This is a genomic window from Streptomyces sp. NPDC052236 (assembly GCF_044548015.1).
Classification (GTDB): domain Bacteria; phylum Actinomycetota; class Actinomycetes; order Streptomycetales; family Streptomycetaceae; genus Streptomyces.
Map to the genome: position 1 here is coordinate 1 of NZ_JBIUBL010000073.1, position 6,271 is coordinate 6,271.

General features: G+C 68.0%; 3 protein-coding genes and 1 pseudogene. 2 read left to right on the forward strand and 2 right to left on the reverse strand.

Going from position 1 to position 6,271, the window contains the following annotated elements:
- Window positions 1-122: 122 nt before the first annotated feature.
- Window positions 123-1,181, reverse strand: a complete 1,059-nt coding sequence (locus tag ACIHCQ_RS44400; RefSeq protein ID WP_399675016.1) for an IS630 family transposase — start codon at window positions 1,179-1,181, stop codon at window positions 123-125.
- A gap of 73 nt (window positions 1,182-1,254) precedes the next feature.
- Window positions 1,255-1,623: pseudogene (locus ACIHCQ_RS44405) on the reverse strand (MerR family transcriptional regulator); the annotation flags it as partial.
- A gap of 179 nt (window positions 1,624-1,802) precedes the next feature.
- Here ACIHCQ_RS44405 and ACIHCQ_RS44410 point away from each other — a divergent pair.
- Window positions 1,803-2,741 (forward strand): alpha/beta hydrolase family protein, encoded by a 939-nt coding sequence (locus tag ACIHCQ_RS44410; protein WP_399675019.1) that lies wholly within the window; start codon window positions 1,803-1,805, stop codon window positions 2,739-2,741.
- Window positions 2,742-3,771: 1,030 nt separating this feature from the next.
- Window positions 3,772-6,171, forward strand: coding sequence for an AAA family ATPase (locus ACIHCQ_RS44415; RefSeq protein ID WP_399675022.1), 2,400 nt, complete (start codon window positions 3,772-3,774; stop codon window positions 6,169-6,171).
- Window positions 6,172-6,271 lie beyond the last annotated feature (100 nt).

Here is a 6,271-nt window from a genome sequence, read left to right on the forward strand (position 1 = left end):
GATCACCACGCGTCACCCGATACATCTACCGCTTCGCGGCCACCCGACGGGCCGCATTTGACCGAACAGTGATCTGAACCTGGAACAGGCCCTAGTGCTTCGCCGCGCTGATCCTGCGGGGGTCAGGCTGCCTTGAGCGGGGTGCTGTCGTAGGACCAGCGGAATGGTCGCGCCTGGTCGTCGTAGGCGAGGGTGAATTCGCGGATTTGCTCGACGAGGTCCTGGCGGGAGTCGAACTCGCCTCGGCGTAGGAGTCGGCGGGCCAGGATCGAGAAGAATATCTCCACCTGGTTCAGCCAGGAGGCGTGCTTGGGGGTGTGGTGGACGACGAGGCGCGGGTGCTTGGCCAGCCAGGACCGGGTCGCCTTTGAGGTGTGCGAGGAGCCGTTGTCCAGGATCAGGTGGATCGTCGAATCTGCTGGGACGGCGTGCTCTAGCAATCGCAGGAAGGCGATGAAGGTGACCGAGTCGTTGCGCGTGATGTCCTCGACCAGGACCTGCCCGGTGTGGACGTCCAGTGCGGCGACGATGGAGGCGGTGCCGTGGCGGCGGTACTCGAACTCGCGGCGTTCGAGCTGGCCGGGGTGCGCGCGGCGGGTTGGATGCCTGCGTGAGCGGGCCTGCATCGCGGTCTTCTCGTCCACGCTGAGGACTACCGAGCCCGGTGGGCGATGGAGGTAGAGAACGCAGACCTCGGCGGCTTTCGCGTAGAAGTCGGGGTCCTCGGGGCGGGTGAGCCATCCGCGTACCAGGTGCGGTTTGAGGTCCAGGCCGGCGAGGATGCGTCCGACCTGGGAGGCCGAGATGCCGGTGTTGGCCAGGTGATCAGCGATGGCGCGATGGGTCCACTGGCTGTCGACGGCGGGGCGTGCCGAGGTCACCGTGGCCACAATGGCCAGATGCACTTCGGGACCGTAGCGGCGCGGGTGCCCCGGCCGGGGACGGTCCTCCAGAGCTGCGAGTCCTTCGGCGGTGAACCGCTTACGCCAGCGGCGCACGGTGTCAAGGTGCAGCCGGAGCGTGCGGGCGATGACGGCATTCGCGGTGCCCTGTGCGCAGGCCAGGGCGACATGCGCTCGCTGCACCCGCCGCAGCGGCGCCGTTCGCGAGCTCGCCAGTTCTCGTAACAGCGCGCGCTGGTCACTGTTCCAGAGCACCGCAAACGGACTGGACGACGTCATCCCCCACCTTCCCGAGCTTCTTGATACCACGGAGGGTAGCGCCGCTGACCTGCGCCGGAGCGGTCGATGCCGGGCCGGGCTGGCAGGGGGTACCGGTGTCCATGGATGCGGAGGCGCCGGCGATGACCGAGTCGAGCCTGTCTCGGGTGTGCGTGAGATCGGCGATGTGCTGGTCGATGTGACCGCGCTCCACAGCCAGGCGGTCCAGGAGTTCGGGTGTGGCCTTGCCGTCGATGACGCATGGCGTGAGCTCGGCGATGGTCTTGCTCGACAGGCCGGCGGTGAACAGCTCTCGGACCAGGAGGATCCGGGCGACCGCGGTTTCCGGGTAGTGGCGCTGGCCGGTGTTGCTGCGCTCGGCGGTGAGCAGGTTCTGCTCCTCGTAGTACCGCAGGGCCCGGGTGCTGACGCCTGTGCGGCGGGCGAGTTCCCCAATGCGCATTCTGAGCTCCATGTGAACTACGCCATAACGACTTGCCTTTGACGTCGACGTCAAGTTTTAGCGTAGCTGACATGACCCCGGGGTTTTCGCCCGATACGTCATGGATCAACGCCGGACGCATCCTCAACCTCAAGATCACCTGACCCGCCACTCGCACCGCACCGGAAAGAAGCACGCACGTGACTACCCACCAGACGACCGGCCTCACCGGCCCCGCTCCCACCCCGACCGTGACGGTCAAGCCGATCGTGCTGCCCGCCCCCCAGCGCGGCCAGGACCTGCACGTACGCGTTTCCGCACCGCTCACTGGCACATGCCTGCCGATCGTGCTCTTCGTACACGGATTCGGGTCCGACCTGGACGGCTACGAACCGCTGGTCGACCACTGGGCCTCTCATGGTTTCGTGGTGATCCAAGCCACGCATCTCGACTCCAAGCGGGTCGCCATCGCCGCGGACGACTCCCGCAGGCCCCACCTATGGCGCTACCGCGTGCAGGACATGAAGCGCATCCTGGATGAGCTCAAGCCGCTGGAGGCATCCGTGCCCGGCCTGTCCGGCCGGGTCGACCACAGCCGCATCGTCGCAGCGGGCCACTCCTTCGGAGGCCAGACCGCCGGCATCCTGGTAGGTCTGCGCGTCACCGACCCCCAGACCGGCACCGCCGACGACCTGTCCGACTCCCGGGTCATGGCCAGCATCCAGCTGGCCACGGCCGGCGAGGGCGGCGACGAACTGACCCCTTTCGCCCACGAGAACCTTCCCTGGCTCCGCGACCAGGACTTCTCCCACATCACCGCCCCCGGACTGGTGGTCGCCGGCGACAAGGACGATCTCCCGCTCACCACCCGAGGACCCGCCTGGACAAGCGACCCCTACACCCTCAGCCGCGGCAACAAGAGCCTGCTCACCGTCTACGGCGGCGAGCACTTCCTCGGCGGCATCTCCGGCTACCGGGCAGCAGAGACCACCGACGAGGACCCCAGCCGCGTCGCCCTCATCCAGCAGGTCACCCTCGCCTACCTACGCCACATCACCGGCATCAACCACACCGACTGGCAGATGGCCCGATCCGTCCTCGCCGACGCCCACGCGCTGGGGCGGCTGGACAGCAAGTGACCCTCGGCGGTTGAAATACACGCCTTCGTCCGCCCAGCGACCCCCCGTAGGATCAACGCGGGCCGGCACTAGTAGCCGCGACGGCGGTCGCGGACTGCGTCCTGGGGTCGCCGCGTGCGGCGGTGCCCCAGGACGGTCCTGCCACGCCACGCGTAGTTGCTCAGACTTCGATGGCACACGCTCAAACTCCGATGGCACAGGACGCCCTTCGCGAACCGGCGTCGGCGCGCTCCCGGCGGTGGGGGAGCACCCTGGAAGTGCGCACGAAGGACGTCCGTGCCCCGTCTCAGTCGATCTGGGCCCGGTCTCAAATGATCTGATCCGACTCGCTCGGCGTCTCAGATGATCTGGTCCGCCAGGACACCTGTCGGCGGGGAGGCAGCCTTCGCCAGTGAGTGCAGGGTCCGCTGGGGGCTCGCGCGTGGCGTTGTCACTGGTGACTGGCGTGAGCGCGCTGGCATCACGCCCCTGGGGCACAGGGAGGGATTGTCCAATTGGCCTTCCGCGAAACCGCGTGTTCTCGTAGCGTGTTCACTCCCGGTAAGGGTGTAGGCGTGGAGGGTGGTGTGGGGGTGGATCCAGTCTCGGTGGCGCTGCTGGCGGCGCTGGCTGGCGGCGCCGGTAGTGAGGCCGGACGGCAGGCTTGGACAGGGCTGAGTGCCTTGGTGCGGCGTCCGTTCCGGTGTGGTCAGGGAGATTCCCCCGATGCTCCGGCGGTCAGTTCCGGGGAGGCCGAGCTGACCAGGCTAGCGGAGGCGCCAACAGATCCGGCCCGCGCGCAGGCCCTGAGCACCGCCTTGGCAGTGCGGGCCGTGCTGGACGCAGAATTCTCTGCCGGTTTGCAGCGATGGCACGAGCAGGCGCGGCTGGTGCGCACCGGTGACGGTGAGGTGCACAACACGATCAGTGGTGGCACCTTCTCCGGTCTGGTGCTGCAGGGCCGGGATTTCTCCGGAGTCTCCTCAACCACCCTGCCCCCACCCCCGGCTGCCCCCGGCGCCAGTACGCCGCCAGTACAAGACTGACCGGCATGGCCGGGGCGGACGCGTTCGGCGAGGACGGCGCGAGCGAGTCGATATCGAACAGGATCAGCGGCGGTGTCTTCTTCCATGCGGTGATCCAGGGTCGAGACATCACGGTGCAACTGCCCGCTGAGGTCACCCCGGCGCTGTCGGCACTGCCTGCTGGCAGTTCGGAGTTCATAGGCCGGGAGACCGAGTTGGACGTCCTACTGGACATCCTCGACCCTTGTTCGCCGGGTCGGACGGCGCTGTCTGTGGTCGCGGGCCTGCCGGGCGTGGGTAAGACGGAACTGGCCGTCCAGGCGGTGCGTGCGGCCCAGCATCGTGGCTGGTGCCCAGGGGGCGTACTCTTCGTCGATCTGTACGGCTACGACGGGCCACGACGGCTGACGCCGGGTCAAGCCCTCGACGGCATACTGCGGGCGCTCGGCGTACCGGCTGAGCACATCCCGCCACGTCCCGATGACCGCTCACGCCTATACGCCTCCATTCTGACGACCTACGCGCGGGACGGCCAGGCGCTGGCCGTAGTGCTGGACAACGCGTCGAGCGTCGAACAGATTCGCCTCCTCCTGCCAGTCGACGACAGGACGCGTACGATCGTCACCTCCCGGAATAGCCTGGCCACCCTGGATGCCCGGCTGCTCGATTTGGACGTGCTGGATGAGGAGACCTCGGTAGGGCTACTCGCGGGCATCCTGCGACGTGCCCGCGGTACCGACTACCGCACCGCCCGCGACCCGCAGACTGCCTATGCGATCGCCCGACGCTGCGGGTACCTCCCCCTGGCCTTGCGCATCGTTGGGGCGTTGCTCGCCGAGGAACCCTCTCGTTCACTGGCGGAGCTGGCGCGGGACCTTGAGGACGAGCGGGCCCGGCTCGCGGAGCTGGAGGTGGAGGACCTATCGATCCGTTCAGCCTTCGACCTGTCCTACCGGAGCCTGACGGGCCCCATCGCCGAGATGTTCCGGCTGCTGGCACTCCACCAAGGGCCTGACATCTCGACCGAAGCGGCCACCGTACTCGGCCTCACGGACGAGAGGGAGACGCGCCAGGTATTGGAGTCTCTGGCCCGGGCCCACCTGCTGCACCATGGCGACACACGAGGTCGCTGGCGACTGCACGATCTAGTACGACTCTTCGCCAGTGAGCGCCTGGCGTCTGACACCCCGCCTGAGCAGCGCAAGGGGGCCGAGGAGCGGCTGGTGACGTTCTATCTGAACGGAATACGCCAAGCCGCGGATATTCTGCGGCTGGACTCGCCGGTGACGCGCGACGAGGAGATCTACTTCGACCCTCGCTCGGATCCGGACGACACCGCGACCGAGCGGTTCCGGGAGCACTTCCGCTCGACTGTCCGGATGGCTGTCGAAGTCCTCAGCGAGCAGATGCCCGACCTGCTGCCTCCACGTGACGCCGCCGGATCGGATCCGGAGCGCCTGCTGCGCCGCGACTCCCTCGGCGAGGCCCGGCGTTCCGAGGTGGCGGGGGTTCTCACCTGGCTCGAATCCGAGCGCGCGAACCTACTGGCGACCGCCGCCCACACCACATCGTCGAACGAGGGAGTTGGTCTCACCGGACTACTGGCGTCGCTGACCAGTCTGCTGCGAGATGTCGCGGAGGCCATGCGATGGGATTCGCAGATCGGGGCGATGGCCTCCGAGGCCCACTGGCAGGCAGCCGCGCTTCACCGGGGCCTCGCTGATCAGCGTGCGGAGGCGGTGCACCTCAACAACAGTGCCGTCATGGCCGAGCGGCCGGGCAAACAGAGCGTCGAACGGCAGGCGAGGGCCGTCGAACTCTTCGAGGGGCTCGGGGACCTCGTCGCTCATGCGACAGCCCTCGCCAACCTCGGCACCGCCCTCCACTTGCTGGGCCAGTACGAGGGAGCCGCCGCAGCACGGCGGCTGGCCGCCGACGAGTTTCACAAGGCCAGAAGCACGAACGGTCTGGGCGAGCAACTGGTCCGACGGGGGATCTCCCTGCGTGCGGCCGGGCGGATTGAGGACGCCGTCGACGCGTTCGGCCTGGCGGCCAGTGTCTTCGACACCAACCGCTCCCTCCGGGGCGAGGACTACGCCCTCGAAGCCCTAGCGGAGCTGCTGGACGGCGTGACCCAGCCCGCCCTTGCCGCGTCGGTGCTTGGCAAGGCCACCGATATCTTCGGTCGTGCCGGCGAGGTCTACAAGCAGGGGTTCGCACTCGTCAACCTTGGTCTGGCTCTGCGTCACCTGGGCCGCCACGACGAGGCGGCCACAACCCTGCGACGGGCGGACAAGCTCTTCGTCCCCTTCGTCGACGAGACCTGGGCAGCGGAGCCCTCGGAGCGGGTCCGGCGGTTCCTGGCCGACCCGACGCCGGCAACTGGCCAGGAGTGGTGGGCCCAGCGCCACCGCTTCACCCGCTAGCGCCACGAACAGGTTTCCCGCCGGGGTGATCTTCCTGTTGTACGCGCATGAAGACAGGGCCTCTCGGTAGCTCGGGGATGCGAATCTGACCGAGCAGTGC